This is a genomic window from Chromobacterium sp. LK11, from assembly GCF_001043705.1.
Classification (GTDB): domain Bacteria; phylum Pseudomonadota; class Gammaproteobacteria; order Burkholderiales; family Chromobacteriaceae; genus Chromobacterium; species Chromobacterium alkanivorans.
The window spans coordinates 44,858-71,497 of the sequence record NZ_LDUR01000043.1 but is presented as its reverse complement, the minus strand read 5'-3'; the positions used below and the strand labels follow the sequence as shown (position 1 = coordinate 71,497).

The following is a 26,640-nucleotide window of genomic DNA, read 5'->3' as shown; positions in this document are numbered from 1 at the left end:
CCGCTTTCTCAGCGGTTTTCGCCTTGTCTCGCCCTGGCTCGCGAGACTGTGAACAGGCTCCAAGCAAATGAAAAGCCCCCGTTTGGGGGCTTTTGCTTGCGCGGGCAAAACCGCCAGGAACAAGCGGTTTACGATCTCGACGGAATCGTCAGCCCGCGCTGCACCGCCGGCCGCGCCAGGAAGGCGTCCAAGGCCCGCGTCACCTGCGGGAAGTCCGCAATCGACACCAACTCGCCGGCCTCGTAAAAACCGATCAGATTGCGCACCCAGGGGAAGATGGCGATGTCGGCGATGCCGTAGTCGTCGCCCATCACCCATTGGCGGCCAGTCAGTCTTTGCTCCAGCACCGCCAGCAGGCGGCGCGATTCGTTCACATAACGATCGCGCGGACGTTTGTCCTCGTAGTCCTTACCGGCGAATTTATGGAAAAACCCCAGCTGGCCGAACATCGGGCCGATGCCGCCCATCTGGAACATCAGCCACTGTATGGCCTCGTAGCGCGCGGCGGGATCGGCGGGCAGCAATTGGCCGCTCTTCTCCGCCAGGTACAGCAGGATGGCGCCGGACTCGAACAAGGCCAGCGGCTTGCCGCCCGGCCCGGCCGGATCGAGAATGGCCGGGATTTTGTTATTGGGATTCAAGGACAGGAATTCCGGCGACAACTGATCGTTGCTGTCGAAGCTGACCAGATGCGCCTCGTAAGGCAGGCTGGTTTCTTCCAGCATGATGGACGCCTTGACTCCATTGGGCGTGGTCAGCGAATACAACTGGATGCGATCCGGATATTGCGCCGGCCATTTGCGAGTGATGGGAAAGGCGGATAAATCGCTCATACGCGCTCCATTGAGTTTGGACGGGTGGGTTGCGCGCCCATGATAAGCCCGGCTTTTGCATTTGTCTTAAATCAGCAGCTCGTCAATGGCGAGATGTTATTGACGCAATAGCTGGATACACTATTAATCCGTGCCTATGGTCAACGCCGCCCACCAATAAGCAATTCATTCAAAAATAAATTTCCCTTCTAAATCATGTGGAATGTATTAGTTTGAAATGAGGTTGGCGTGCTCCAATGGCACTCCTGGATGGCAATTACAATGGAGGCAGCCATGCCCTTTTTTTCCGGAAAACTCAAGGAGCAGCTCAACGAGCTGACCGGCCAACTGGACGGCCTGCGCGGCATGCTGTCCGCCATCGACCGTTCCATGGCGATGATACAGTTCACCCCCGACGGCATTGTCACCAACGTCAATGAAAACTTCCTGCGCACCATGGGCTACCGGCGCGAAGAAGTCATCGGCAAGCATCACCGCATCTTCTGCGATAAAAACCATGTTTCCAGCGCCGCCTACGCCGAGTTCTGGCAAAAGCTGAAACGCGGCGAGCCGGTCAACGGCCGCTTCAGCCGCTATGCGAAAAACGGCGAGGAAATCTGGCTGGAAGCCAGCTACACCCCGGTGCTGTCCAGCGACGGCCAGGTGTGCGGCGTGGTCAAAGTGGCGTCCGACATCTCGGAACAAGTGCACCGGGAGCAGAACGACCAGGCCATCCGCCTGGCGATCAGCCGCTCCATGGCCCAGATCGAGTTTGATCTGGACGGAAATATCCAGGACGCCAACGAGAACTTCCTCAACACCTTCGGCTATACGCTGGCCGAAATCCGCGGCAAGCATCACCGTATGCTCTGCGACGCCGACTACGCCGCCAGCCCGGACTACGCGGAGTTCTGGCGCCAGCTGCGCCAGGGCAAGTTTTTCCAGGGCCAGTTCAAGCGCCTGAGCAAGAACGGGCAGACCATCTGGCTGGAAGCCACTTACAATCCGGTCTACGACCTCAACGGCAAGCCGGTGCGGGTGGTCAAGTTCGCCCAGGACATCAGCCGCCGGGTGCAGCAATTGCAAGCCCAGGCGGAGAACGCCCAATCGGCGGTGGAAGTCTCGGTCAACACCGAACAACTGTCGGTCAAGGGCAGCGCGGTGCTGGAACAGGCCGCCAGCGAAATCACCAAGGTGGCGTCCAGCGTGGAAAGCTCCTCCGTCATCATCACCAAGCTGGGCGACAGCTCCGGCCAGATCGGCACCATCATCAGCACCATCAGCGAAATCGCCGACCAGACCAATCTGCTGGCGCTCAATGCGGCGATCGAAGCGGCGCGCGCCGGCGAGATGGGGCGCGGCTTCGCCGTGGTGGCCGACGAGGTGCGCAAGCTGGCGGAGCGCACCAGTCAATCCACCGGCGAGATCTCCGGCATCGTGCGCAGCATCCAGGAAGACTCCAAGTCCGCCATCACCTCGATGCAGCAGGTGCGCGGCCTGGCCGACACCAGCCTGCAGCTGTCCGAGCAGGCGCGCGACTCCATTGCCGAGATTCGCGCCGGCGCCAAGGAAGTGGTGCAAGTGGTGCGCGACGTGTCGGAACTGCTGCAGCAGCGCGCCTGAGCCGCGCCGACGCGCTCGGAAAGCCTTGATCCAAATCATGTCCGCGCCGGCCCCGGCGCGGACATACTGAGGCGCCCACACCCCCGAGTCCGCGATGAAACACCTCCGCCCCGCGGCGATGCTGGCCCAGGCGCCGCATCGCGCCGCCTTTCTGCCCGGCATGCTGTTCGCCATCCTGCTGCTGGCCGCCTGGAGCGCCGAACTGGCCAGCCGCCTGCTCGGCGTCCACGCCGCGCTGGCCGTGCCCTCCTCGCTGGCCCACGGCTTCCTGATGCTGTTCGGCTTCTTCCCGCTGTTCATGACCGGCTTTCTGTTCACCGCCGGTCCGCGCTGGCTGGGCGTGGAGCCGCCCGGCCGCCTCATCTTCGTCGGCGTGCCGGCGTTGATGGTCGTCGGCCTGCTGCTGTGGCTCACCGGACTGTGGCTGGGCCTGGCCTGGACGCTGGCCGGCCACATTATGTACACGCTGGGCTTCAGCGGCCTGGCGCTGACTTTCGCCTGCCTGCTGCTGGCCAGCCCGCAGCCGGACCGCCGCCACGCCTGCGCGGTGCTGGCCGCGCTGTTTTGCGGCGCGCTGGCGCTGCTGGCCGGCGCTTACTGGCTGATATTTCAGGACGGCCAAGCCTGGCTGTGGATGCGCAATCTGGCGCTGTGGGGTTTTCTGCTGCCGGTGTTCCTGAGCGTCAGCCACCGCATGCTGCCCTTCTTCTCCGCCAACGCGCTGCCTCAGTACCAGCCGTGGCGGCCGGGCTGGCTGCTGGCCGCCCTGCTGGCCGGCTCGCTGGGCCACGGCCTGTTGGACGGCTTCGGCCTGCCCAGCTGGCCGCTGGACGCGGCGATGGCCGTTTTGCTGACTTACGTCAGCTGGCGCTGGCGGCTTGCGGCGACGTTGCGGGTGAGGCTGCTGGGCATGCTGCACCTGGCTTTCGCCTGGTTGCCTGTCGGTTTCGGACTGTACGCGCTCAACGGCTGGCTGGCGTCGCCGCGGCTGGCGCTGGCGGCCTTGCACGCGCTCACCGTCGGCTTCTTCCTGACCATGATGATCGCCTTCGTGTCGCGGGTAACGCTGGGCCATTCCGGCCAAGCGCTGCAGGCCGGCCCCGGCTTGTGGCGGCTCTATCTGGCCGCTCACTGGCTGGCGCTGACCCGGGTGGCCACCGAGATGCTGCCCGGCGTCTGGTCCGGCTGGCTGTACGGCGCGGCGGCGATAGGCTGGCTGCTGACGCTGGCGGCCTGGGGCCGCGCCTTTCTGCCCAGCTACTGGAGGCCGCGCTCCGACGGCAAACCGGGCTAAGCCTTCTCAGCCTTGCCCGCGCCGACGCAGATACGCAAGCACCTCGTCGGCCGGCATCGGCTTGCCCAGCAGATAGCCCTGCACGTAATCCACCCCCAGCTTCAGCATCAATTGCAAGTCCGCCTCTTCGCTGACGCCTTCGGCTACCACCTGGATATTGCGGTCCTGGGCCAGCTGGACGGTGGACTCGAGAATCTCCCGCGCCACGCTGTCGCCGGCGGCGCCGGCCACCAGCGAACGGTCTATCTTGATCGTGTTCACCGGCAGCTCGCGCAGATGTTGCACGCCGTTGTAGCCACAGCCCACATCGTCCAAAGACACGCGAAAGCCCGCCATGCGCAGCCTCATCACGTTTTCCAGCGCCTGATAGATGTTTTTGAGCCGCTGGGTTTCCGTCAGCTCCAGCGTGATCAAGGCCGGCGCCATGCCCTGCTCCTCCGCGGCGGCGGCCAGGCTGGACGGCAGTTCCGGGCTGCAGAACTGCTTGGCGGTCAGGTTGATCGACACCCTGAGCCCGGACAGCGTCGCCTGTTCGCTCCAGCGGCGATAATCCTCCGCCACGGCGTGGAAGATGGTGAAGAACAAGGCCTCGTCCAGGCCATAGCGTTCCAGGCTGGGCAAAAAAGCCGAAGGCTCCAGCACGCCCAGCTCCGGATGCCGCCAGCGCGCCAACGCCTCCATCCCCATCACCCGCAACAGCCTGGGGTCCGCCTGCGGCTGATACCAGGGCAGGATCTCGCCGCGCCGCAGCGCGCGCTCCAAGTCCTGGCGGCCAAAGCCCGGCGACGCCTCGTTCCACCCAGGCCGGCGCGCGACCGCCTGCCACAACCTGCATAGCTGCTCCATGGACAAAGGCGTGTTCAGGCTGCCGATCACCGGCAGATTGTGAAACGCGGCCACGCGGTAGGCCCCCATCAGCATGTCCTTGGACATAGAGCTGTTGAACACGATGGGGGGCACCGCCTGCAAGCCGGCCAGGTGGCGCAGCAGCAGGATGCCGTCCATGCCCGGCATATTGAGATCGCTGATCATCAAGTCGTAGCGGCGGCGCTTGAGCCGCTCAAGCGCGTCGACGCCGTCGCACGCTTCGTCGATATGATCGATGCCCACTTGACGCAGAGCCTGGCTCAAGGCGCAACGCTGCACGTCGTGATCGTCCACGATCAAAACCCGCATCGGCGCCGGGCCGGGTTTGGAGATTATCGGTTCCATGTCCTGTTTCCTGTCCCAGTCGGAGCGCTATTCTCCTCAGCCGAGCCCGGCTAAATAAATAGGAAGATGCTGAATTTGCCGGGAAATTTCCAAACCTTGCCGCCGCGCTTTTATCAAGCGCGCATCAAACTTTGCCGCATGCGACCGCGCTTTTGTTCTATATCTGCATTGGAGGCCGCCAAGACGAAATTCCATCCCAATCAAGCAAATAGCATTGCAAACGACGGGTTTCGCCTGGATTGACCCAAATTGAATGATCGCCTTCGACGCCGCCGGCGAACGGCCGCGCCGATCCGCCGCCGGCGTCGTTTCCCGGCAACGTCAAGCAGGAGGTCCGGCAATGCGAAGCAATCTTCCCGTGGATGGCACCGAGGTGTTCTTGCTGCCCCACCGCCCCATCGTCACCAAGACCGATCTGAAAGGCCAGATCACTTACGCCAACCGCGCCTTCATCGACATCAGCGGCTTCAGCGAAGAAGAACTGATCGGGCAGCCGCACAATGTCGTGCGCCACCCGGACATGCCGCAGGCCGCCTTCGACGACCTCTGGAGCACCATCAAGACGGGCCGCCCCTGGAAGGGGCTGGTCAAGAACCGCACCAAGCAAGGGCATTTCTACTGGGTGGAGGCCTATGTCACGCCGATCTGCGAGGGCGGCCGGCCGGTGGGATACATGTCGGTGCGCAGCGCGCCGTCCAAGCAGCAAACCGCCGAGGCGGAGCAGCTTTACGCCCGCGTCCGCGAGCGGCGCCAGGCGTTTCCGGAAACCCGCCACGCGGCCCCGCCGACGACCGCCTGGCTGCTGCTGTGCGCGCAACTGCCCGCCGCGGCGCTGATCCTGGCCGGCGCGGCCGCCGACGGCCCGTTGCGGCTGACGCTGCTGGCGCTGGCCGCGGCGTGGGCGCTGGCCGCCTCCTATCTTGCCGGGCGCAGGCTGGCGCGGCCGATAGACGCGGCGCGGCGAGCGCTGATGCGGCTGGCCGAGGGCGACTTCAGCGCGCCGATTCCGCCGGCCGGCGCGCGCGAGCCGCGCGCGGTGCTGGAAGAGATGGAAACCCTGCGCATCCATCTGCGCGCCATTCTCGCCGACGTCGTCGCCGGCGCCGAGGATGTCAGCGAGGCCGCCACCGCCACCCACGCCGAGGCCGAATCGCTGAACGCCCGCGGCGAATCCACGCTGGAAGGCATCACCCGGGTGGCGGCCGCCTTGCAGCAACTGTCGGTGTCGGTCAACGAGATCTCGCAATCTACCCGCACCGGCGCCGAGTTCGCCGACCAGGCCACCGAACTGGCCAGCCAGGGCGAGGCGCAGATGAGCGACACCCGCCAGGCGGCCCAGGCGGTGGTCAGCGAGGTATCCTGCACTCGCGACATCATCATCAAGCTGGAACAGTCGGTGGATTCGATCAACACCGTCACCGGCGTGATCAAGGACATCGCCAACCAGACCAATCTACTGGCCTTGAACGCGGCGATAGAAGCGGCGCGCGCCGGCGAGCAAGGCCGCGGCTTCGCCGTGGTGGCCGACGAGGTGCGCAAGCTGGCGGAACGCACCGCCGGCAACACGCTGGAGATCGAACAATCGGTGAGCTTTCTGCGCGAACGCTCGCAGGAAGCGCTGGAGGAAGTGAAGGCGGCGGTGAACAAGGTCCATACCGCCGAAGAAACGATACAGGCCGCGGCCCAGGGTCTGGAAGCGATCCGCAACGCCAACGAAAAAGTGGCGGAGTCCTCCTCCAGCGTGGCCAATATGCTGCAGCAGCAGTCGTCCGCCTCCACCGAGGTGGCTCAGAGCATGGAGACCATGAGCACCCTCACCGAGCAGAACAGCCACAGCATCGCCGCCACGCTGCAAGTGGCGCAAAAGCTGCACACCACCGCCAGCGATCTGCGCCGCCTGGTCAGCCAATTCGAAAAACATATGTGATCGGCATTAAAGCGGCTGGCGTATGGCATGTTTAAAGAAAATATTCATGCAAACGAGTTTTATTACACAAAGTGTGAAAAATTACGGAACTACTTGATACCCCCTCTTTCATAACTGTTATTCGTCGCGGCTCTACTGCACTGCACCATGACACCGCCGCGACGAAGACGGCGCAGGCAGGCGGCGCACGCCGCCCGCCCGCGCTCCCGAAACCGCAGTCCCAAACACAGCGAAGGAGGTGACCGTTCTATCAAACCGCGCCCAGCGCGACGCACCGCCGTAGAGCGGCGTCGAGTCCGGCGCCGGAAGCCAGGCCATGCGCCCGGCCTTCCATTCAGAATCGTGAACATGATCCCGCCCAAACCGCAACGCGGTCACTAGGCACGGATCAACGGTTCTAAGAGCCTGTTCAAAGTATCGCGAGCAAGGGCGAGACAAGGCGAAAACGGCTGAAGAAGCGGAATGTACAGATGGTGCATGAGCATTCTGAAGACGTTTTCAACGCCGTATCGCTGAAGCGCAGCAGACATTGAACAGGTTCTAAGATGCAGTGTCTCGTTCGGCGAGGCTCCTATGCAAACACAGGTCACTGATCTGACGACGTCGAGAGACGCCCAAGGTTAGGACAGGCTTTATCGGATTAAGGTATAGCCCAAAGTGACTTCCCGCATGCAGTCGGGATACGTTGCATAGTGCCAAAACTTAGACGCGGAGATAGCTTTTCTGCACTCTCTCTTCTGGTTTACGCCCCCATTGTGACAACTGTTTGTGGTTATAAAACAGCTTACGGGGAATACCTCAAAATGTCTTTTGCAAGCATCACCCTGCCTACCGCTCAGGCAAACGAAGTCAATCTGAAAGAAACCGTCGCTTCCTACATGAGCGATTCGCTGATCACCCTCAGCCGCGACATGAAAGTCAGCGAGGCGCGCGAGCACATGCTCAAGCAACTGCGCGACGAAGACATTCCCGCCCAGATTTTCGTCATCGACGGCAGCCGCTTCCTGCACGGCCAGCTCTCGGTCAAGCGCCTGCTGACCGAAACGGACCCGACGCTGCCTGTTTCCGCGCTGATGGGCCCCACCTCCTTTGTGGTCGAACCCAATCAGCAACGCCGCGACATCGTGCCGGAACTGATAGACAAGGGCGTGGATCTCGCCCCTGTGGTCAGCGGCGGCAAACTGTTGGGCGCCTTGTATGAAAAGGAAATCGCCGCGCTGATCCGCGACGAGGGCACCGACGACGCTCAACGCCAGGGCGCCAGCCTGCCGCTGGAAACGTCCTACCTGGAAAGCTCCCCGTGGAGCTTGTGGAAAAAGCGTCTGCCCTGGCTGCTGCTGCTGTTCTTCGCAGAAGCCTACACCAGCACCATTCTGCAAGTGTTCGAAGAGCAGCTGGAAGCCGCCATCGCGCTGGCCTTCTTCATTCCGCTGCTGATCGGCACCGGCGGCAATAGCGGCACCCAGATCACCTCCACCCTGGTGCGCGCGATGGCGATGGGCGAAGTCAGCCTGCGCAATGTCGGCACCGTGCTGCGCAAAGAGGTGACCACCTCCTTCATGATTGCGCTGGCCATCGGCGTGGTGGCCTGGATACGGGCCTGGATGCTTGGGGTGGGTGACGAAGTGGCCTTGGTGGTGTGCTTGACGCTGATCGCCATCACCATCTGGAGCGCCATCGTGTCCTCCATCATCCCGATGCTCTTGAAGAAGATGCGCATCGACCCGGCCGTGGTGTCCGCGCCTTTCATCGCCACCTTCATCGACGGCACCGGTCTGGTGATTTACTTCAACATCGCCATGCTGGTGATCTCCGACCTGGCCTAAGCGCCGTCTCCCTTTCCGGCGCGCCTTCGCGCGCCGTCGCAAACCGCGCCCGCCAAGCCCGTGCCTAGGATAGGAGCTTGCCGGGCGCGCGCCGCATGCTCCGCTAGCCTTTCACCATCCCCATTCTTTTTGCACGGCGGTGCACAGGCCCTTAGGCCAGTTTGTCCGCTTCTTGGTTTTTATCACGCCGCCGCCAAGTTGTTTTCGTCGGTTCGGCATGCTAATGTCCTGATAAATTTAAAAAAATCAAGGCATACGCCGGCACCTTCTCATCGCAACGCCACTTAAACGGCCTCTTTCATGACCCATTCAAATCGTAAACGCTTCGCCGCCGCGCTGACGCTGGCCGCGGCGCTGCCGCTGGCGGCCCACGCCGAAACCTTCGACCTGGGCGCAATTCTCAAGGACGGCATCAAGAAGGCGCTGCAAAAAGACCCCGCCGCGGACAACGCCGCCGTCCCGCTAGCCCCTGGCGTCTACGATGGTTCCGACAAGCAGTTCGAGCGCACGCTGACCATCCGTCCCAACGGCAAGTTCGCGCTGGAGGTCATGCAAAAAGGCAAACCCGGCCAGCTGCGCTCCGGCTCCGGCAGCGGACAGCTGCAAGCCAACGGCGGGCAGTGGCGCTATAGCGAAGGCATCTGCACCATGAGCGTGCTGCCCCAAACCGCCTCGGTGCAAGTGCAGATGGACCGCTGCGCCAGCACCTTCGGCGACGTGCCCTTCGACGGCAATTACCGCCTGGCCAAAACCGCCGGCGGCGCCCAGTCCGGCGCCGGCAAGAACAAGGCCCTGGCGGCGCAGCTGAACTGCCACAACCTGAATCTGAGTGAAAACGGCGTAGCCAAACTGCTGGCCGCCGCCGCCGGCGCCACGCCCGCCCAGGTATGGGAGCATGAGCTGGCCTTGCCGGGAGGTTATGACTACGGCGGCCTGCCGATTCGCTCGGTGCAGCTGTCCGAAGTGGACGGCGGTTTCCTGGCGCTGTTCGTCGACGGCGACGCCGCCGCCATCAAGACCGCGATCAAGAAAACCCAACGCAAGAGCAGCAGCGCGGCGATGTTGAGCAAGGTGGGGGAAAGCTATCCCTTCCCGGGCAAGCCCAACGGCCTGCCCTACGTCCAGTGCCGGGGCAAGGCGGTGCAGTACGGCGTCTATTGAACGCCGGGGCTTGGCCAGCTTCAGCCCAGGCCTTGCTTCAAGCGCTTGTACAAGGTGGTGCGGGAGATGCCCAGCGCGCTCGCCGTGGCGGCGATATTGCCGCGGCGGGCGCGCAGTTCGGCCTGTATCGCCTGCCGTTCCACTTCCTTGAGCGATGACGGCGGCGCCTCGCCAAGCCGCAGCTCCGGCAAGTGTTCCGGCCCGATCTCCTCCCCCTGACCGGACAGCACCACCGCCAGACGCAGCGTTTGCTCCAGCTGACGGATATTGCCGGGCCAAGCTTGCGCCCGCAGCAGTTGCCGGCTCTCCGGACTCAGACGTCCGCCGCCGTGGCGCCGCAGCAGCGCGGCCACCAGATGGTCGAAGTCCTGCCTGTCGCGCAAAGCCGGCAGCCGCAGCTGCATGCCGTTCAGACGGTAATAAAGATCCTCGCGAAACCTGCGCTCGGCCATCAGCGCCGGCAGATCGCAATGCGTCGCGCTGACGATGCGGACATCCAAGGGGACGCTGTCCGAACTGCCCAGCCGGCTGACGCGACGCTCCTGCAAGACGCGCAGCAGACGGGTCTGCAAAGCGGCCGGCATGTCGCCGATCTCATCCAGCAAGAGCGTGCCGCCGTCGGCCTCCTCGATGCGTCCCTTGGCGCCGCCCTTGCGCGCGCCGGTGAAGGCGCCGTCGCTATAGCCGAACAACTCCGCCTCGATCAGGCTTTCCGGAATCGCGGAACAATTGATCGCCACGAAGGGCGCGTCCGGTTTCCACGCCTCATGCAAGGCGCGCGCGAACACCTCCTTGCCGGTGCCGGTCTCCCCCAACAGCAATAGCGGCAGGCCGGCAGCGAATGCCTTGCGAGCCGCGTCGAACTGCCGGTTCAAGGCGTCGTCGTCGCCCAATGGCGCCGCCGGACTCGAGACCCCGAGCGCGTGGGCGCGCGCGGCCGTCGGGGCAAGCAGGTGAACGTACAGGCAAGAACCGTCCGTCAAGCGCGTCAGCGCCGGCGCCTGACGGCAAGCGTCGGACAGCGGGTCCCGCTCGAAGCAGCCCGTCCAATGCCGGCCCAGGCCGCTGGCGTTTTCCAGCCCCAGCAAACGGCGGGCGGTCCGGTTGACAGCCCGGATGCGCCCGTCGTCGTCCAGCGCCAGCAAGCCTTGCAAGGGCGTGCCTATCAGCCGCGGATCGTGTTGCAGGCCGAGGATGCGGCAGTCGGCGAGGCTGGCGTAGAGACGGTTCTCCGTCGCCATCGCCGCCATGCACAGTTGCTCCAGCACCGCCCGGTGATTGCGTTCGCCGATGCCGGTGATGTCCAGCGCTCCAATCAAAGCGCCGTCCACGCCATGCACCGGAACCGAGACGCAGAAGAAGCGCTCGAACTCGCTCAGATAATGCTGAGCGCCCCAAACGACGGCGGGCTGCCCCTCGGCCAGCGTGCAGCTCGGCGCGGTCGTGCCGATCTCCGCCTCGTGGACGCGCCGCCCCGCCTGCAACACCTGCAGCGGGCTCGGCTCCGCCGCGTGCTGCGCGTGCACGATCACCCCCGCCGTGTTGACGCAGAACAAAGTCCACGCCTGCCCGCCAAAGACCCGCCACAGACGCTCGATCTCCGGTTTGGCGCAAGAGGACAGGCGGCGGTCAGCCTCGCTCAAGCCCACCCGAGGAATGAGCTCGCTGACGAAACGCCGGTCCCAGGGCCGCACCCCGACAGCGCGCGAGCGTTCCCAAGACAGGGCGATGGAGCGCGGCAGCAGGCCGGCGGGCAAGGGTTCGCCGTCCAGAAAACGCCGACGCGCGAGATCGAGACGGCCGGGATCGGCCGGCGGGGGATAATCCATTGCGGCACCTCATTTCGACATGGCCAATCCGGCCGGCCGGAAACGGCCGGCGTCCGGGCGCATCATGCGCACGTCGCCGCATGACGCCTGCGCCCAGCTTTCCATCTCCGGGCGGCCGAAGCAAGCCGCGCTGGTCCGCCCTTCTTGGCGGGCTCAAGTCCAGCGGAAAATCCGCAAACAGGCTCTTAGAACCTGTTTACGATCTGCTGCGCGTTGGCGATACGGCGTTGAAAACGCCTTCGAAATGCTCATGTACCAACCGTACATTCCGCTTTCTCAGCCGTTTTCGCCTTGTCTCGCCTTAGCTCGCGAGATCGTAAACACGTTCTTAGCCGCCCATTCGCAGCACCGGCTTCAGCGTCAGCCCCTTCTCGCTGTCCGCCGCGGCCTGGTTGATCTGCTCGAAAGGATAGAATTTCACCAGTTTGTCGAAGGCGAAACGCCCCTGCATGAACAGGTCGACCAATTGCGGAATGAACTGCTTGGGCACGCTGTCGCCCTCGACGACACCGCGTATGGTTTTCCCTCCCTGCAGTAAATCATTGACGTCGAACTCCGCCGTGACGCCCAAGGGCGGCGCGCCCGCCACGCCCAGGCAACCCATGCCGGCGAGCGCGTCCACCGCTTGCCGCAACACCTGCGGCCGCCCCGTCGACTCCAGCGCGAAATCGACGCCATCGCCGGCAATCTCGCGGATCGCCGCCGCCGGATTGGACTTCCCGCTGTCGACGACATGCGTCGCCCCCAATTCCAGCGCCAGTTCGAGACGCGCCGGCAGCACATCCACGGCGATGATGAGCGACGCGCCGACCAGCCGCGCGGCCAGCACCGCGGACAAACCCACCGCCCCGGCGCCGAAGACGGCGAAACGGCTACCCGCCGCCACCCCCAGAGAATGGATCACCGCGCCGGCCCCGGTCTGCACGCCGCAGCCCAGCGGCCCCAGCAAGCCCAGCGGCGCCTCCTTGGGCACCTTGACTGCATTGTTCTCCCGGCAAAGCGCATGGCTGGCGAAAGAGGACTGGGCAAAGAAATGGCTATGCAAGGGCTGGCCGTTGGCATCAGCCAGCGCGCACGTCCCATCCTGATCCACCCCGCCGAAGTTGCGGGCGAAGAACTCGCGGCAATAGGCCGTCCGGCCGCCGATGCAAGGCTGGCAATGCCCGCAATGGCCATAGCTCAACACCACGTGATCGCCCACCGCCAAGCCCTGGACTTGCGGGCCGATCTCCTCCACCACGCCGGCGCCTTCATGTCCCAACACCGCGGGCAGCGGCACCGGATAGTGCTGGTCGCGGACAATCATATCGGTGTGGCACATGCCGGTTGCGACGATGCGCACCAGCACCTCGTCCTTGCGCGGCGGACGAAGGCGCGCGGCTTCGATCGTGAACGGGGCTCCGGTAGCGCGGGTCACCGCGGCCTGGATGTCGCGATAGGCGGCATGGTTCATGCGGTTTCCTCCTTGTCGTGCTCAAGCTGGCCTGACAGCGAATAGGCCGGCGCCTCGCCCTTCAGCGTCAGCCACTGCCACTGGGTGAAGGCCTCCCAATTGGCCACGCCACCAATGCTGGCGCCGTTGCCAGAAGCGCCGCTGCCGCCAAAGGGGTTGATGACGTCGTCGTTGACCGTCTGGTCGTTGATATGCAGCGAGCCGGTACACAGCTGTTCGCCCAATTTCAAGGCCCTGCCAAGATCCCGGGAAATCACCGCCGCGGACAATCCGTACTCAGTGTCGTTGGCCAGCCGGACGGCCTCCTCGTCGTCATCGAAAGGCAGGACGATGGCCACCGGCCCAAACACCTCCTCATGAAAAGCCGGGTTTGACGGAGCGACTCCGCTCAGCACCGTCGGCTCGAAGAACAGATCCCGATAGCCGCCGCCGGTTTCCACCTTGGCGCCGGCGGCCTTGGCCGCCGCGATCACGCCGACGACATGGTCGCGTTGCACCGCGTCTATCATCGGCCCCAAGGCGACATCGCCGCGGGCCGGATCGCCAACGGTCAAGCTCCTGGCCTTGGCGATGAGCTTATCAAGGAAGGCCGGATAGATTCCGCGCTGCACCAACACACGGCCGGCGGCCATGCAGATTTGTCCTTGATGCAGGTAGGCGCTCCAGGCGGCGTTGGCCACCGCCACATCCAAATCGGCATCATCCAGCACAATCAAGGCGTTCTTGCCGCCCAGCTCCAGCGATACCTTCTTCAAGTGCCGCCCCGCCGTCTCCCCCACTTTGCGACCGGCGGCGCTGGAACCGGTGAACTGGATCATCGCGACCCTGGGATCCGCCACCAGCGCCGCGCCGGCGTCGGCCCCGCCCGGCAGCACATGCAGCGCGCCGCGCGGCAGGCCGGCCAGTTCGAACAGTCGCGCGATGACGACGCCGCCGCACACCGCGGTTCGCGGGTCGGGCTTGAGCACCACGCTATTGCCCAGCGCCAGCGCCGGCGCCAGTGCGCGCATGGCCAGATAGAACGGAAAGTTGAATGGGGAAATGACGCCGATCACCCCCAAGGGTCGGCGCCGCGCCAAGCTGAAGCGGCCGGGCGTCGAGGGCAACACCTCGCCCTGGCTCTGCGAGGGCAAAGCAGCGCTTTCGTGCAGCGTCTTGATCGCCAGCTCAGCTTCGAAGGCCGCCTTGGTGCGGGTGGAGCCGCTCTCGCGCATGATCCAATCCCGGATTTCATCGATATGGCTTTCCGCCAGTTGCGCCGCCCGCCGCAATACCGATGCGCGCGCCTCGTACGGCAGCGCCGCCCATCCGGGCTGCGCCTCGCCAGCCCGCCGGCAGGAGTCCGCAATGCTTGCCGCGTCGGCCATGCCGACTCTGCCCAGCGTCTCGCCGGTGGCCGGCTCCATCACCGCGACGGCCGGCAGCGGCCCGCACTCCCAAGCGCCGCTGAACAAACGCTCCTTCCAAATTGCCTCAGGCAATAACGACGACATCCGATTCATGCTGGCCTCCTCCTTGTGTCTTTCTCCGGCGCGAACGCGCCATCGCGCGTCCCCCCCTGAGCACAAGGCGTGCCAGCCCTGAAACCGCCGCTTTGCGGCGCACCCCTGTTCAGATTCTGAACACTCCCCCGACGGCGGTGTTCAGCAATTGGACACCCGCCGGCCGCGGCGCCGCATAGAAAATGCCCCGCGACCCCAAGGGTCGCGGGGCATTCGGCCCAAACGGTCAAACCAGGCTCAGCCGCCTGCGCCCACGTGGCCGCAGGCGGTGCAGAACTCGCAGCCGTCTTTCTTGATCAAGGCGTGGTTGCCGCATTCCGGGCTCGCCGCTTCCCCGCCATGTCAACCGACTTGCCCGCCTGCTACAAACATGATCTGCCCCGTGATGTAGGAGGCCTCACGGGAGGCCAGGAAACAGATGGCGGCGCCCACCTCGTCGACCGTACCCAGCCTTTGCAGCGGCGTCGTACTCAGACAGTCGGCATACACATCCTTCATCCATAGCTGTTCTTGCTCGGAAACCGTTTCCGTATTGCGTGGGATGGCGCGCACGCCATTGTCCAGCGCGCCGGGGGACACACAGTTCACGCGCACGCCGCTGTCCGCCAGTTCCAAGGCCATGCACACAGTCGCCGCATGAATGCCTCCCTTGGCGGCGGAATAAGGCACTCGGTAAATGCCCCGCGTGGCGTTGGAGCCCACATTGACGATGGAGCCCTGCCCTTGCTGGCGCATGACCGGAATCACCTCACGACATGACCACAAGGTTGGCCAGAGCGAGCGGCCGACTTCGCGCTGCATCTGCTCCGGCGAATACTCCCAAAAGGGTTTCATCCAAATCGTGCCGCCCACATTGTGTACCGACACATCGATGCGACCATGCCTGTCCAGCGCATACTGCACCATGCGCCGCGCGCCTTCATGCGTTTCCAGATCGGCCTCAATGAACGAGGCCTGGCCGCCTGACGCGCGGATGCTGTCCGCCGCCCAGTGTCCCTGCTGGCTGGCACGGTCCACCAGGACAAGGATTGCGCCTTCGGACGCAAGCCGTCTGGCGGTCGCCAGCCCCACGCCCTGAGCCGCGCCGGTGACGAGTGCGATCTGATTGGCGAAGCGTTCCATGCTGACTCCTCCGCTTGGATAGCGTGTTCAGGAAAAACCGCCTTGCCGCGATTCGGACGGGGATTGAATCTCCACCATCAAAACAGCCAATAGCGCGCCCAGCAGCGGAATGGCCAGCACCATGAAGAAACCCGCTGGGCCGAGCCAGGACAGGAAACTGCCGCCAACGGCCGAACCGATGATGGCGCCCGCCCGGCCCATGCCTATCGACCATCCCGACGCGGTAGCACGCAATGCGGTGGGATAGACGCTGATGACCCAATAATTGAGCGCCAGTTGCTGCCCGCCAACGCCCAGGCCGGCAAGGCCAAGCAGCAGGAACACCAGCGTCCAGTTTGTGCCCGCATAGCCAAGCCCCAGCGCGGTGGCCACGCCCAACGCAAACATCGCGATCAGCAAAGAGCGGATAGACAGGCGCGGCAGCAAGTACGACAGGGGAACGGCAAAAACAATAAAGGCCAAGTTCACGACAAAGGTGCCCATGGGCGCTTGCGCTGTCGGCAGCCCCGCGGTCTTGAGCACAGTAGGCAGCCACGATAGCAACATGAACCACGCTACCCAGTTCAGCAGATAAACCGACCAAATGGCCAAGGTCTTGCGCGCATAGCCATCGGCAAACAAGCCTCTGACGCTGCCATGGATGCTGGCGTCTTCAGGCAAGGTAAAACGGATGTCGGCAGGCAGCGGCTGAGCGACGATCCGGGCAAGGGTCTTGGCGACATAGCGCTGCCCCGCCTCGTCGCCGCGCACTGCCTTGAAATGCAGAGATTCCGGCAGCAACACTGCCAGAGCAAGCAACAGCAGGAGCGGAGCCGTGCCCCCAATGATGAAAATGCCCTGCCAGCCAATGACGGGCAGCATCTTCGCCGCCAGCAAGCCGCCCAACATCGCGCCCGCGGGCAGGCCCAGCAATACGCCGGTGACGACTGCGCCGCGCCAACGGGCCGGCGTATATTCCGCGGCCAGCGCCAATACCACCGGAGTGCACCCTCCCATGCCCAGACCCGCGATAAAGCGCAAAGCAAGAATCTGCCAGGTTTCCGTCGCGCTCGCGGTCAGCAGCGTTGCCGCGCCAAAAACAGCCACGCCAAGCATGGCCGCCGGCCGGCGGCCGATCTTGTCCCCAAGCTGGCCAAGCATCATGGCGCCAAACACCATGCCGACAATCCCGGCAGTGAGAATGGGGGCCAAGTCACGGGACTGCAATTTGAACGCGTCCAGAATGGCAGGACCGGTAAACGCCATCGCCTGCGTATCAAAACCGTCGAAAAGGGCAATCAGAAAGCACAGCACAAGGACGCGCCATTGCAAGGCGCTCATGGCCTCTTGATCGATCAAGCCGGGAATGGAAAGGGTAGCCTTCATCTCGCAGCCTCCGTCATAGTCCGTAGTCGTTCTAAGCCAGACTTATATGATCGGCACTCCCCCGCGTCTAATACTTTATTCGCCTGCCCCGATACCCTGGCGATATAGCTCCGCCTCATCTTCCTCCCCGCCGCCTTGCCGCAGGAGACGAGGGCGCAAACAACGCGCTTGCCACTCAAAAACCTTGCGGCTCCAGCCATTCCCACAAAGAGATGCATGTGGGAATGGCTGGAGCCGCAAAGGTATTACCGCTTGGGCGAATCGGCTTAAATCAAGCCGCCTTCCCCATCAGCCGCAAGCGCCCACGTGGCCGCAGGCGGTGCAGAACTCGCAGCCGTCTTTCTTGATCAAGGCGTGGTTGCCGCATTCCGGGCACGGTTTGCCCGGCACCTGCTTCAAGGCGGCGCTGGCTTCCGGGCTGAACAGATCGCTCTGCTCCGGCACCATCACCCCCATTTCTTCCAGCGGCACGCCTTCCTCGGTCAGAACCCCCAGCATCGCGTAGCGGTGGATGATCAGCTGCGCCAGATAGGCCACGGTGGACGGCCAGCTCTGCGACTTCTCCACGCCGGGAATGCGGGCGAAGAAATCGCCCTGCGGCTCGGCGTAGCTCAGCAGCTTGCGCAGCTTGAGGCCGATCCAGGCCGGGTCTATCACCCGCATGTCCAGGCTCAGCATCTTGCACAGGCCGTCCAGTTCGCGCGGATAGGCGCCGGCCAGCCACATCGAGTACGGCCGCCGCTGACCGTTGGGCAGCACCAGTTCCTTGATGAAGAGCACGAAGTCGTCGCCGGTTTGCGGATTGCTGACGTCCACCGACCAGCTCATGGTGCCGTCGGTACCGGATTTGGGCTCCTTGCGCGCGAACAGCGCGTCCATCACCGGCGTCGGCTCGTTCTGGTCCGCCGGCAGCGCGCCCAATTGCTCAACGCGGTGGCGCACCACCTGGCCCAGCGCCGCCGAGGCCGAGGTGGCGTAGACGGTGCGCTCGCCCAGATCGAACACATAGCGTTTGTCGCCGTTGGTGTGCGACAGCGCGTCCAGCTTGGCCGCCAGCCAGCCGTGGTCGCGGCAGCGCATGTCCATGGACAGGGTCTTGGCCACCGCGCCCAGACCGCGCTGTTCCTCGGTGGCGTTAACCCAGCATTCGAACGGCGATGTCCGCCCGTTCTCCACATGACCCACCACCACGGCGAAATCGCCGGCGTCGCCTTCCACCATGAAGGTCCACGACGGGTTGCCTTCCTTCAGCTTGGGCCGGTTCGGCCATTTCAGGCTGGACAGCGCCGGCGTCGGCGCGGTGTTGAGCACCACGCGGCGGTCCGGATCGCCGTCGCCGCTGCCGGACAGGTCCTGCGGCGTGGCGGCGCTGGGCTTGGCCGGCTCCACCGACAGCACCGAGCCCAGCACATTGTTGGGACGGTAGGTGGTGATGCCCTTCAGGCCGGCGCGCCAAGCCTCCAGGTACAGGCTTTCGAAATCGTCGAAGGGGTAATCGCCCGGCACGTTCACCGTCTTGGAAATGGCGGTGTCGATATAGGGTGCCACCGCCGCCACCATGCGCATATGATCCAGCGCGCTCATTTCCAGCGCGGAGACGAAGTAGTCCGGCAAGGCGTTGGTGTCGCCGCCCTGCATCCGGTAGACGCGATAGGCGTGGTCTTCCACCAGGTATTCCTGCTGGCTGCCGTCGGCCATGCGCTTCTTGCGGGTGTAGAACCAGGAGAACGGCGGCTCGATGCCGTTGGAGGCGTTGTCGGCGAAGGCCAGCGAAATGGTGCCGGTGGGCGCGATGGACAACAAATGCGAGTTGCGGATGCCGTGCTTGCGGATGCGCGCCTTGATCGCCTCCGGCAGCCGGCTGGCGCAATGCGGCGCGGCCAGGTAGGCGTCGGCGTCGAACAGCGGGAAGCCGCCCTTCTCGATGGCGAGGTCCACCGAGGCGTCGTAGGCGGCGTCGCGCATCGCCTCGGAAATGCGGCTGGCGAAGCGGCGGCCCTCCTCGCTGTCATAGCGTATCTTCAGCATGATCAGCGCGTCGCCCAGGCCGGTGAAGCCCAGACCGACGCGGCGCTTGGACTGGGCCTCGCGCTGTTGTTCTTCCAGCGGCCACACCGTCAGGTCCAGCACATTGTCCAGCATGCGCACCGACATGCGCACCACTTTCTCGAAGCTCTTGAAGTCGAAGCTGGGCTTGTCGCCAAACGGCTGGCGCACGTGGCGGCACAAATTGATGGAGCCCAGGTCGCAGCAGCCGTAATCCGGCAAGGGCTGCTCGCCGCAGGGGTTGGTGGACTCGATCACCTCGCAATAGGACAGATTGTTGTCCTGATTGATGCGGGTCATGAACAGCACGCCCGGCTCGGCGTGATCATAGGTGGAGGCCATGATCTGCCGCCACAGTTCGCGCGCCGGCACCGCGCGGTAGACCCACAGGCCGTCCTCGCGCTGATAGCTGCCGGGGAAGGCGTCGGACGACGGTTCCACCGCGTGGGTCAGCTCCCAGGCGGCGTCCGCCTCCACCGCGCGCATGAAGTCGTCGGACACGCCCACCGAGATGTTGAAATTGCGCAGATCGCCCTGGTCCTTGGCGTGGATGAACTCCTCCACGTCCGGGTGGGAAATGTCCAGCACCCCCATCTGGGCGCCGCGGCGCGCGCCGGCGGATTCCACCGTCTCGCAGCTGCGGTCGAACACCCGCATATAGGACACCGGGCCGGAGGCGCGGCTATTGGTGCCCTTGACGCGCGCGCCCTTGGGGCGGATGCGCGAGAAGTTGTAGCCGACGCCGCCGCCGCGGCGCATGGTTTCCGCCGCCTGCAGCAGCGCCTCGTAAATGCCCACCTTGCCGTGTTCGGTTTCGGACACCGAATCGCCCACCGGCTGCACGAAGCAATTGATCAAGGTGGCGCGCAGATCGGTGCCGGCGGCGGAGTTGATGCGGCCGCCGGGAATGAAGCCGTTTTCCAGCGCTTGATAGAACAGCGGCTCGAAACGCGCCGGTTCGCTTTCCAGCGCCGCCAGCGCCTTGGCCACGCGCAGGCGCACTTCGCTCACGCTGTGTTCGCCGTTCTTGGCGTATTTTTCCAGCAGCACCTCGCGGGAGATGTCCTGCTCGGTCATGGCGGCGATGTTTTCCTGCTTCATGGTTCCCGGTTCCTCTTGAATTGCGGCCTGCGGCGGCCAGGGCGGCCCCCTTCCAGCATGCAATGGACCGTGCGGGCCGCAAAAGGTTGCAACACGTCCGATACGCAATATCTGGAAAAGAAAAACGGCGTATTACACTATATGTAGTTACGCCGTTCGTTGACACATATCAAGCGCTATTCCACGCCGCCGCCGCTTTTCCCGCTTGTCATGGGCAAAAACACGACGCGCGGCCGCCGTCTTACGGCGTCTTCAGCTTCACCTCCAGCGGCACGCCGTCGCGGCCGGCCGAGACCTTGACCGGCTCGCCCAGCTGGATGCGCTCCTGCAGCGCCGGATCGGCCTTGACCATGGCCGCACGCGCGTTGACGGCGCGTTGCTTGGCCAGTTGCTGCAGGTTGGCGTCGCTGATGTTCTGCGCGGCGATCAGCTCCTCGCGCAGCAGCTTGCCCAGGGCCGCGCCGGACGGACCGCCCGGTTTCAGCGTATGGCCCAACAGCTTGAAGCGGCCGATCTGCTTGCCGTACACCGATTTGACCGCGGACAGGATTTCATCGTCCTGCAAGTCCGGCAGCGGCAGCGGCTCGCCCGCGCCCAATTGATGGCCGGCGGCGGAGAAGATCGCCAGATCGGTTTGCGCGCGCGCCATTTCCTTGCGGTCCGCGTCGGCGTTGTAGCCGCCGCTGATGGACAACATCAGCTTGGGCCGCTTGACCATCAGCCCGGCCACCTTGACCAGCTTCTCGCGCTCCGGCGGCGTCACATTGGCCTCGCCGGCGACGAAGCGGATGTCGTCGAAGCCCTCGCCGCCCAGCAGGGCGCCCAGCGCGCGGAACGGCGCGGTCACCACCTTGGTCACCACGTTGACGATGGCCTTCCAGATGACCTTGCCGTAGCTGAACTGAGGATCGTCCAGGCTGCCGGCCACCGGCAGGTCCAGATCGATGCGCTTGTCGCTGTCCTCCAGGATGGCCACCGCCAGCCGCAGCGGCAGCCGCGGGCCCTTGTACTCGCTGTCCGGCAGCTCGTCGCCCAATTGCAGAGAATCGATCACCACCCGGTTCTCGCCCTTGAGCTGGCGTTGCTCCAGCAGATAGCGCAGGTCCACCGACAAGCGGCCGTCCTTGACCTGCCAGCCGGCGAAGTTCATCGAATACGGGTTCAGCGTGCCCATGGAGATATTGCGGAAGGCCAGCGTGATGTCGGTGTTGTCGGTGGGCGCCAGCGGCGACAAGGCGCCGCGCACCTTGACGTCGCCGAACTGGTCCACGTCGCCGTCCAGCGTGATGTTGCCGCGCTGCTTGGCGCGGGTGGACAGGTTCTGGATGGAGCCGCGCAGATTGTGCATGTCGGTGGCGAAATCCGGCTTCATGCCGTGGTCGGCGAACTGCACCCGGCCGCCCTGCACGTGAATGGACTTGACCTCCACCTGCGGCAACGGCTCCCCCTTGGGCGCGGCCGGCTTGGCGCCGCCCTGGCCGGCGAACAGCCTGGCCACGTTGAGCTCGCGCTTCTCGTCCAGCACCAGTCGCGCCGCCGGGCCCAGCAGGCGGACATTGCTCACCGTCGCCTTCAAGGGCATGCCCTGGGCGCTGAGGCCGCGCACTTGCAGATCGCGCCAGCCCAGCAGGGGCAGTTTCTCCCCCGGCTCGTACACCGCCAGCCGCGCCACGCCGGCGGAGCCGCCGACGCGCCAGCCGCGCGCGCCGACATCCAGGTCCAGATCCGCCGACAACGCGCCGCCGCCGAAACGCAGCGACGTGCCGCTCAAGGCGTACGGCGCCAGCGGCGCCAGTTGCACCCCGTCGGCGCGCAACTTGCCCTTGAGCGCGCCGGCGGCGGCGTCGATATCGGCCTTGGCCGCCAGCTTGCCGCCATTGAGCTTGCCGGCCAGGTCCACCGCCAGCTTTTGGCCGTCGCCCACCTCCACGGTGCCGCCCAGGCCGGACAAGGCCGCATTCACCGGCTTGGCCAGGCTGCGGTCGGTCCAGCTCAGCTGGCTGTCCCGCAACTCCATTTCCGGGTAGGAGAATTTCCAGGCCGGCGCCGCCTCGCCTTGCGGACGCGCCGGCGCGGCGGCCGGTTTGGCGCCGCCGGCCGGCTCGAACAGCCGGGCCAGATTGATCTGGCCGGCGCGGTCGCGCTCCACCTTAGCGTCCAGGCCGCTCAAGGTCAGCTTGCCCGGCTCGATGCGGCGACCCTTTTGCAACAGCTGGCTGGACGCCAGTTCCGCGCTGGCCAGGCTCACCGCCGGCTCCGCGCCCTGCGCGCCCAGCTTCAGCTCGTCCAGCCGCGCCAGCATGCCGGTCAAGGAAAAGCCATGGTCCGGCGACAAGGCGAAGCGGCCGGACAACAGCGGCAGCTTGGCCTCCAGCGCCAGCGGCTGGCGGAAGCCCTGATCGGCGTAGCTCACGCGCCAGTTGCGCAGCTTGATCGCCTCGATGTTCACCAGCCACGGCAGCGGCGCGGCCGCCGGCTGCGGCTTGGCGGCGGCCGGCGCCGCCGGAATCGCCTTCTGCCAGTCCACCGTCCCGTCGCGGTCGCGCCCGGCCATCGCCAGGCCCTGGTCCAGTTCGATGGACTGCACTTTCAGCATCGAACGCGCCAGGTCCAGCGCGCCGCCTTCGACGCGGACCTCCGGAATCGTCAGTTCGCTGCGGCCGCCCGGCGCTTTCAGCGCGAAGCGCAGCAGGCTGGCGCGGAACGGAGACACCGTCAGCTCAGGCGTCTTGCCGGACATCTCGAAATGGTAGCGCGCCGACACCGACAAGCGGCCCTCCGGCGCGGCGGTGTTGAAATGCGGCTGCACATAGGGCCAGACCGAGGCCAGCGGCAGCTCCGCCATCTGCGCCTCGCCGTCGGACTTCAGCGGCTGCAGATTGATGCTGCCCTTCCAGTTGAAACGGGTGCCGTCGGTCATCGCCGCCTGCATCGTGTAACTGCCGTTTTCCGGCAGCGTGGACAGGTCCACCAGCGACAGATTCAGCGGCACCAGGGTGAAGCGCTCGTCGCCGCCCAACTGGTCGGACAGCTGCGCCTGGCCGTTGCGGATGTTCAAGGCCTTGATCAGCAGCCGCGGCAGCTTGTCCGAGCCGCCTTCGGGCTTGGCCGGCCCGGCGGCGTCGGCGACGAAACTGGCCCAGTTCCACTGGCCGGCGGCATTGCGCGCCAGCGCCAGCCTAGGCTCGTCCAGCGAGAACTCCTGCGCCTGCCAGCGGCCGATCAACAACATGGACGGATCCAGGTTCAGATACGCCCGCTTCACCGCGAACAAGGGCCGGCCGTCGCCCTCGCTCAGCTTGAGATCGCGCACCTCCAGCGACATATTCCAGGGCGTGATGCTGATTTCGCCCATGCTCAGCTTGCGGCCTATGCCCTGCGCCCATTTGGCGGCGGCGTCGCTGATCATCCCCGGCGCCAGCCAGCCCAGGAAGCCCCACAGCAGGCCCAGCAACACGACGGGAACCGCCAGCCAGCGCAACCAACGGCGGCGCGGCTTCGAGGCCGGCGAGCCGGGGTCCGCAGCGGGTGTTATCTGTTTGGTATCGTTTTCCATATCGTCTAATTCTAATACTCATAAAGAGGTCTTAACAGTCCCCTTGGTCAGATTTCCTTGTTGCCGCAAACCAACAGCCGGCCGGCATCCCGTCAATAATCATTGCGAATGTCCGTGCGCCGGTACTAGCATGCATTCGTTCAAAATATTGAACATTCCGAACCAAAAACGATCAATGCCATTCAAAGCGGCATTGCGCCGTTTTACCCAACAGAGAGGAGCACCCGGATTGCCGATCCATCACTGGGCCCGATTCCAGCCCCGTCCCGCCTGCCCGCGCAGCCCCGGCTGCCGCACACTGGACCGTAGATTATTTTTAGTACAAGCGCAGCGGCCGCATACGCTGAGGCACGACGCCCAGCGCGACAGCAGCTCCGGCGCGCACACATGACAACAGAGGCTTTATGAATAACGCAGAACAAATCAACAAATGGTTGGACGACAATCGCATCACCGAAGTGGAATGCCTGATCCCGGACATGACCGGGCTCGCCCGCGGCAAGATCGTGCCGCGCCATAAATACAATCCGGCCGAAGGCCTGCGCCTGCCGGAAGCCGTGCTGTCCATGACCGTGACCGGGGACTACCCGGACCAGGACTTCACCTCCCTCGCCGATCCCGACATGCGGCTGATTCCCGACGCCAGCACCCTGCGCCCGGTGCCGTGGAACCTGGAGCCCACCGCCCAGATCATCCATGACTGCGCCTTCTTCGACGGCCGCCCGGTGGACCTGGCGCCGCGCAACGTGCTCAAGCGCATCCTCAAACTGTACGAAGACGAAGGCCTCAAGGCCGTGGTGGCGCCGGAAATGGAGTTCTACCTGGTGGAAATCCAGCCGGACGAAGACATCCCGCTGCGCCCGCCGGTGGGCCGCACCAAACGCACCGAAGCCGGCATGCAGAGCTTCTCCATAGACGCCGTCAACGAATACGACGGCATCTTCGACGTAATGTACGACTGGTGCGAGGCCCAGGGCCTGGCGCTGGACACCCTGATCCACGAAATGGGCACCGCCCAGATGGAAATCAATCTGGACCACGGCGACCCGCTGGCGCTGGCGGACCAGGTGTTCCTGTTCAAGCGCACCGTGCGCGAAGTGGCGATCCGCAACAATATGTACGCCACCTTCATGGCCAAGCCTATGCAGGGCCAGCCCGGCAGCGCCATGCACCTGCACCAGAGCGTGGTGGACAAGGACAGCGGCAAGAACATCTTCAGCCTGAAGGACGGCCAGCCCTCGGAAAAATTCTTCCACTTCATCGGCGGCCTGCAAAACTATCTGCCGCCGGCGATGCCCTTCTTCGCGCCCTATGTGAACTCCTACCGCCGGCTGAGCCGCTACACCTCGGCGCCGATCAATCTGTCCTGGGGTTACGACAACCGCACCTGCGGCCTGCGCGTGCCGCACTCGGACCCGCAGGCGCGCCGGGTGGAAAACCGCCTGGCCGGCGTAGACGTCAATCCTTATCTGGCCATCGCCGCCAGCCTGGCCTGCGGCTACCTGGGCATGAAGCAGGGCCTGATGCCGTCCGAACCGCTGACCGGCAGCGCCTACGAGCAGCCGCACCAGTTGCCGCGCCACCTGGACGACGCCATCGACATGCTGCTCAAGTGCGAGCCGCTGACCAATCTGTTCGGCGAGCACTTCATCCGCACCTATAGCGCGATCAAGGAAGCCGAATACCGCGAGTACTTCGACGTGATCAGCCCGTGGGAGCGGCGCTTCCTGCTGCTGCACGTTTAATCTGCGCTTAGAACGCGTTTACGATCTCGCGAGCAAAAGCGAGACAAGGCGAAAACTAGCGAAAAAGCGGAATGTACGGTTGGTACATGAGCATTTTGAGGGTGTACTCACCGTGTAACGCTCCACAACGCGCAGCAGATCGTAAACAGGTTCTTAGGCGCAGAGCGCTCACCGCCGGCCCTCTTCCGGGCCGGCGGCTTTTCCGCCCTGCCGTCATCAAACTGTGCATTGACAATCCCCGGCTCTGAATATTCAATATGATTAACATCGGCCGCTAGAGCATTCCATGCAACCAAGCCCCCAGCCCGACCCCGTCCGCCCTGCGCCCTGCGCCGGGCTGAGCCTGAGCCAAGCCCTGCGCCAGGTGCAAAACGACGCCTCCCCCGACAACGACCGCGACTACTGCCGCGCCTTGCACGACTTCGTGCGAGACCGAGTGCGCTTCGGCTTCACCAGCCAGTTTGAAACCGTCACGCCGGAACGCACGCTGGCTCTGGGACGCGGCCATTGCAACGCCCAGGGCGACCTGCTGCGCGCGCTGCTGACCACCGCCGGCATTCCGGCGCGGCTGCGCTTCGTGCGGCTGGACAAGCGCGTCCTGCGCCACGCGGTGCCCGCCCCGGTCTACCTGTTCCTGCCGGAACACCTGTTCCACGGCCTGGTGCAAGCGCGGCTGGACGGCCGCTGGCTGCACTGCGACAGCTATCTGTTCGACCCCGACGGCTTTGAGCGCCAATACGCGCGCCTGCTCTCCTCCGGCCTGCCGCGCGGCTACGGCCTGCGCCTGGGCGCGGACTGCCGCTGGAGCGCGGACGCCGACAGCTTCTCCCAAGCCTGCGCCGACGACCTCGACGACGACGACCCGGTCTACGACAACCTGGCCATCGCGCTGCAGGAAAAAGCCGGCAACAACACCCTGCTGGGCCTGCATTTCAATCAATGGCTGAGGCTGGCGCCGCCGCCGCTGCGCCGGCGCGGCGAACGCTATCTGAACAGCCGGCTGCACCCCGCCCGCTGACGCCGGCCGCCCGTTGGCCGCTGTACAAGCCGCCGGCGCGGCCTCTAT

16 protein-coding genes and 1 riboswitch are annotated in these 26,640 nt (G+C 64.8%); of the genes, 7 read left to right on the top strand and 9 right to left on the bottom strand.

Going from position 1 to position 26,640, the window contains the following annotated elements; all coding sequences use genetic code 11:
* Positions 1 to 128: 128 nt before the first annotated feature.
* Entirely contained in the window at positions 129 to 833 is a 705-nt protein-coding gene (locus VK98_RS20940) for a glutathione S-transferase N-terminal domain-containing protein (RefSeq protein ID WP_048415886.1), read from the bottom strand.
* Between the two features lie 273 nt (positions 834 to 1,106).
* On the opposite strand from VK98_RS20940, the gene VK98_RS20935 reads away from it, so the two are divergent.
* Positions 1,107 to 2,435, top strand: a complete 1,329-nt coding sequence (locus VK98_RS20935) for a PAS domain-containing methyl-accepting chemotaxis protein (RefSeq protein ID WP_048415894.1) — start codon at positions 1,107 to 1,109, stop codon at positions 2,433 to 2,435.
* A 94-nt stretch (positions 2,436 to 2,529) separates the two neighbouring features.
* On the top strand, positions 2,530 to 3,729 hold the full coding sequence (locus VK98_RS20930) for an NnrS family protein (protein ID WP_048415885.1): 1,200 nt from the start codon (positions 2,530 to 2,532) through the stop codon (positions 3,727 to 3,729).
* A gap of 6 nt (positions 3,730 to 3,735) precedes the next feature.
* On the opposite strand, the gene VK98_RS20925 is transcribed toward VK98_RS20930, so the two are convergent.
* Positions 3,736 to 4,941, bottom strand: coding sequence for an EAL domain-containing protein (locus tag VK98_RS20925; protein ID WP_048415884.1), 1,206 nt, complete (start codon positions 4,939 to 4,941; stop codon positions 3,736 to 3,738).
* Between the two features lie 340 nt (positions 4,942 to 5,281).
* Between VK98_RS20925 and VK98_RS20920 the strand changes: the two genes are divergently transcribed.
* From VK98_RS20920 to VK98_RS22995, 3 genes are all read left to right on the top strand, one after another.
* The gene (locus VK98_RS20920; protein ID WP_048415883.1) at positions 5,282 to 6,868 is read left to right on the top strand and encodes a PAS domain-containing methyl-accepting chemotaxis protein; all 1,587 of its coding nucleotides are present in this window, start codon (positions 5,282 to 5,284) and stop codon (positions 6,866 to 6,868) included.
* Between the two features lie 547 nt (positions 6,869 to 7,415).
* A riboswitch (M-box (ykoK) riboswitch) is annotated at positions 7,416 to 7,589 on the top strand.
* Positions 7,590 to 7,671: 82 nt separating this feature from the next.
* Positions 7,672 to 8,694: a magnesium transporter gene (locus VK98_RS20915; protein ID WP_048415882.1), complete on the top strand. Its 1,023-nt coding sequence runs from the start codon at positions 7,672 to 7,674 to the stop codon at positions 8,692 to 8,694.
* 300 nt (positions 8,695 to 8,994) lie between these two features.
* Complete coding sequence (locus tag VK98_RS22995; protein ID WP_053077517.1) at positions 8,995 to 9,855, top strand: hypothetical protein; 861 nt, start codon at positions 8,995 to 8,997, stop codon at positions 9,853 to 9,855.
* Between the two features lie 20 nt (positions 9,856 to 9,875).
* Here the strand turns inward: VK98_RS22995 and VK98_RS20905 are convergent, their stop codons facing one another.
* The 7 genes from VK98_RS20905 to VK98_RS20875 all read right to left on the bottom strand — a co-directional run bounded on the left by VK98_RS20905 (position 9,876) and on the right by VK98_RS20875 (position 23,829).
* Positions 9,876 to 11,684: a sigma-54-dependent Fis family transcriptional regulator gene (locus tag VK98_RS20905; protein ID WP_048415881.1), complete on the bottom strand. Its 1,809-nt coding sequence runs from the start codon at positions 11,682 to 11,684 to the stop codon at positions 9,876 to 9,878.
* Between the two features lie 328 nt (positions 11,685 to 12,012).
* Positions 12,013 to 13,137 carry an NAD(P)-dependent alcohol dehydrogenase gene (locus VK98_RS20900; protein WP_048415880.1) on the bottom strand — a complete coding sequence of 375 codons (1,125 nt, stop codon included), beginning with the start codon at positions 13,135 to 13,137 and terminating at the stop codon, positions 12,013 to 12,015.
* Entirely contained in the window at positions 13,134 to 14,639 is a 1,506-nt protein-coding gene (locus VK98_RS20895) for a benzaldehyde dehydrogenase (RefSeq protein ID WP_197083125.1), read from the bottom strand. Before VK98_RS20895 ends, VK98_RS20900 begins: the two co-directional genes overlap by 4 nt.
* 342 nt (positions 14,640 to 14,981) lie before the next feature.
* Complete coding sequence (locus VK98_RS20890; protein ID WP_048415878.1) at positions 14,982 to 15,761, bottom strand: 1,6-dihydroxycyclohexa-2,4-diene-1-carboxylate dehydrogenase; 780 nt, start codon at positions 15,759 to 15,761, stop codon at positions 14,982 to 14,984.
* Between the two features lie 27 nt (positions 15,762 to 15,788).
* A complete protein-coding gene (locus VK98_RS20885; RefSeq protein WP_197083124.1) occupies positions 15,789 to 17,126 on the bottom strand; it encodes an MFS transporter in 1,338 nt (445 codons plus the stop codon).
* Positions 17,127 to 17,414: 288 nt separating this feature from the next.
* A complete protein-coding gene (locus VK98_RS20880) occupies positions 17,415 to 20,273 on the bottom strand; it encodes an adenosylcobalamin-dependent ribonucleoside-diphosphate reductase (protein ID WP_048415877.1) in 2,859 nt (952 codons plus the stop codon).
* 241 nt (positions 20,274 to 20,514) lie between these two features.
* Positions 20,515 to 23,829, bottom strand: coding sequence for a DUF748 domain-containing protein (locus tag VK98_RS20875; RefSeq protein WP_082159158.1), 3,315 nt, complete (start codon positions 23,827 to 23,829; stop codon positions 20,515 to 20,517).
* A gap of 404 nt (positions 23,830 to 24,233) precedes the next feature.
* Here VK98_RS20875 and VK98_RS20870 point away from each other — a divergent pair, with 404 nt between their 5' ends.
* Together VK98_RS20870 and VK98_RS20865 are read left to right on the top strand one after the other, a co-directional pair.
* Positions 24,234 to 25,574 (top strand): glutamine synthetase family protein, encoded by a 1,341-nt coding sequence (locus VK98_RS20870; RefSeq protein WP_048415876.1) that lies wholly within the window; start codon positions 24,234 to 24,236, stop codon positions 25,572 to 25,574.
* A 286-nt stretch (positions 25,575 to 25,860) separates the two neighbouring features.
* A complete protein-coding gene (locus VK98_RS20865; RefSeq protein ID WP_048415875.1) occupies positions 25,861 to 26,592 on the top strand; it encodes a transglutaminase family protein in 732 nt (243 codons plus the stop codon).
* The last annotated feature ends 48 nt before the right edge of the window (positions 26,593 to 26,640 follow it).